This is a genomic window from Acrocarpospora pleiomorpha, from assembly GCF_009687885.1.
Taxonomy (GTDB): Bacteria; Actinomycetota; Actinomycetes; order Streptosporangiales; family Streptosporangiaceae; genus Acrocarpospora; species Acrocarpospora pleiomorpha.
Window position 1 is genome coordinate 1 of sequence record NZ_BLAF01000146.1, and the last position, 2636, is coordinate 2636.

General features: G+C 68.6%; 2 protein-coding genes. Both read right to left on the reverse strand.

The window, feature by feature from the left end; genetic code table 11:
• Nucleotides 1-122: 122 nt before the first annotated feature.
• The gene (locus Aple_RS55970; RefSeq protein ID WP_281361780.1) at nucleotides 123-602 is read right to left on the reverse strand and encodes an ATP-binding protein; all 480 of its coding nucleotides are present in this window, start codon (nucleotides 600-602) and stop codon (nucleotides 123-125) included.
• Nucleotides 603-970: 368 nt separating this feature from the next.
• The gene (gene istA, locus Aple_RS51665; RefSeq protein ID WP_155352160.1) at nucleotides 971-2443 is read right to left on the reverse strand and encodes an IS21 family transposase; all 1473 of its coding nucleotides are present in this window, start codon (nucleotides 2441-2443) and stop codon (nucleotides 971-973) included.
• Nucleotides 2444-2636: the final 193 nt, after the last annotated feature.

Below are 2636 nucleotides of genomic sequence, written 5' to 3' on the forward strand. Positions count from 1 at the left end.
TGTCAACGGACATGAGGATGTCGAGTTGGGTGGTCAGCTGAGGGCATGGCTGGCGGACATCAGAAATCCAGGCTGGTGCCCACCGATGTCTCGGTGGGCGGCCTCGAGGAGTTCCTGGCTGCTTAGTTCAACGGGATCACGCCTTTGCCGGCGAGTGCTTGGGCAAGGCGATGGGAGTCGCCGGTGGTCAAGACAAGATGGGCGTGGTGTAACAGCCGGTCGACCGCGGCGGTGGCGAGGGTCTTGGGCATGATGGTGTCGAACCCGGACGGGTGGATGTTGCTGGTGACGGCGATCGAGCGGCGTTCATAGGCGGCGTCGATGATCCGGTAGAACGCTTCGGCGGCGTCGGTTCCGGCGGGCAGCATGCCGATGTCGTCGATGACGATGAGGTCGGCGCGGCAGATCCGGGCGACAGTCCGCGCGGTGGAGTTGTCGATCTTCGTCTTGGCGATGGCCGCGGTCAGCGTTTCCAGAGTGAACCAGGCCACCCGCAGGTCGTTTTCGATCGCCGCGTGCGCCAGGCCTTCGACGAAGTGAGACTTGCCGGTGCCCGACGGCCCGGCGATGACCAGGTTCTCCGCGCGGCCGATCCATTCCATCGTCGTCAGCGCGTTCTGCGTGGGGTTCGGGGATCGAGGAGTCCTCGCCGCGCCAGGAGGCCAGCGTCTTGCCGGTGGGGAAGCTGGCGCAGGCGCGTCGGGTCCGGCGGGTGGCCGCATCACGACCGACGACTTCCTCATGGATCAGGACACGCAGCACCTCGGCGGGGTCCCAGCGCTGGGCGCGGGCGGTGGCCAGCACGTCGGGGGCGCTTTTGCGCAGGTAGGGAAGTCGCATCCGGCGCAGCAGCCGGTCCAGTTCGTCGGGCAGGGCGGGCGCGGTGGGAGTACTCATGTCAGCAGAGCTCTTTCGTGAAGGTGGCGAATCGACAGGCAGGTCAAGCCGGGTCAGATCAGGCCGGGTCAGGTCAGCGGCCGAATTGCTGCCAGCCGCTGGTGCCCGGCTGGATCGAATGCGCCTCATCGGCGTGGACGACCTCGATCGCGGCGCGGCCGGCCGCGAGATGATCAGCAATGGAGGCCAGGTCACCGTCGGCGAACCGGCCCGCCGCCGCGGCCATCCCCAGCGCCTGATCGACCAGGCCGGGGCCTAGCAGAGCGGCCAACTCGACCGCGTGGGCCATCTTGGAACGGACTCGGGAGGCGCCGGTCGCGGCGGCTTCGATCAACCATCGCTCCGCGCCGTCCCCGATCGCCAGGAACGCGATCTCTTCAGCGCTGCGCGGCCGGGGCCGCGGCGCCAGCACCGCCCGCCCATCGGGATGGCCGGGGTAGTGCTCGGCCAGGATGCGCGGGTTGCCCGGGGTGGACAGCCGGTGCCGCCAGATTTCCGCCGGCCCGGAACCGGTGCGGGCGGTGATGACCAGTTCGTCACCGGCCACCCGGCACCACACCTGCGTTCCCGCATGCCCGGGCGGGGTGGAGTAGCGCACCGATCCCCACCGGATCGTCTGGTCGTCTTCCACGTGCCGCCGCTCACCAAGCGCCAGCGCGTAGGGCTGTTCGGGCAGGCGGTGCAACAGGCCGCGCTCGACAGCAAGCCGCTCCAGCGGGCGGGTGCCGATCTCGCGATGCACGCGCTGGTTGACCCGCTCACACCACTGGCGTGTGGCGGCGGCCAGGTCGGCGAAACCGTCGTAGTGGGCCAGCAGGTTCGCCGAGGTGGGCACCAGATCCGCTTTGGCGATCTTCACGGTGGCCTCCGCGCCGCCCTTGGATTCGGGGTCGAACGGCACGCAGGTGGCCACCGTGCACCCGTAGTGGCGGCCGAGCGCGACCATCTCCGGATGCCGGATCGCGATCCCGGCCACGTGCTCCACCGTGACGGTCTTGGCGTTGTCGGTCAGCAGATAGGTGGGCACCCCGCCCACCGCGCGCAGCGTCGCATCCAGACACCAGGTCAGCGTGCCCAGCGTGCAGTCCCAGACCGGGATCACCACCCGGAACCGTGACCAGGCCAGCCAGGCGCAAAACAGCCAGGTCCGCCGCCCGCCGATCCGTGGCCCTTCGCCCCAGTCGAACTGCAGCCACATCCCCGGCTCGGGCACCCATGGCCGGTAGGTGCGGCGTCTGCCGGCCTTCCAGGCGGTCTTGGCCTCGGCGACCGCCCGCCGGGTCGAGCGTTCGGTCCCGCCGAACCCCATCGCGGCCAGCTTGCCGTGCGCGACGTCGGCGCGGATCTTCCCCTTCGACTCATCCACCCATTCCTCGATCTTGTCCAGGTAGGGGTCGATCGCTTTGGGTCGCCGCGCCCGCTCAAACGGGTTGCGCCCGGAGTCGCGGGCGTTGAGGTAACGCTGCACGGTCTTGGGATCGACTCCCGATAACTGCGCGGCCGACCAGACGGTCTGCGTCAGGTCGTATGCCCTGAGTATTTCCATGATCTCCCTGTCAGACTTCGTCACGGGACCTCTCCGGTCACGGTGCTAATGCGGCAAACATCAGCAAACCGAGCCGGGGAGGTTCCCTCTTCAACGGGTCGGATCAGGAACTCACGCGAGACCGCGCACCAAGACTTTTCGTGTCCGCAGATCTGGACTCAACCGTCCGCCCATCACGAGTCTGACGTGTCCG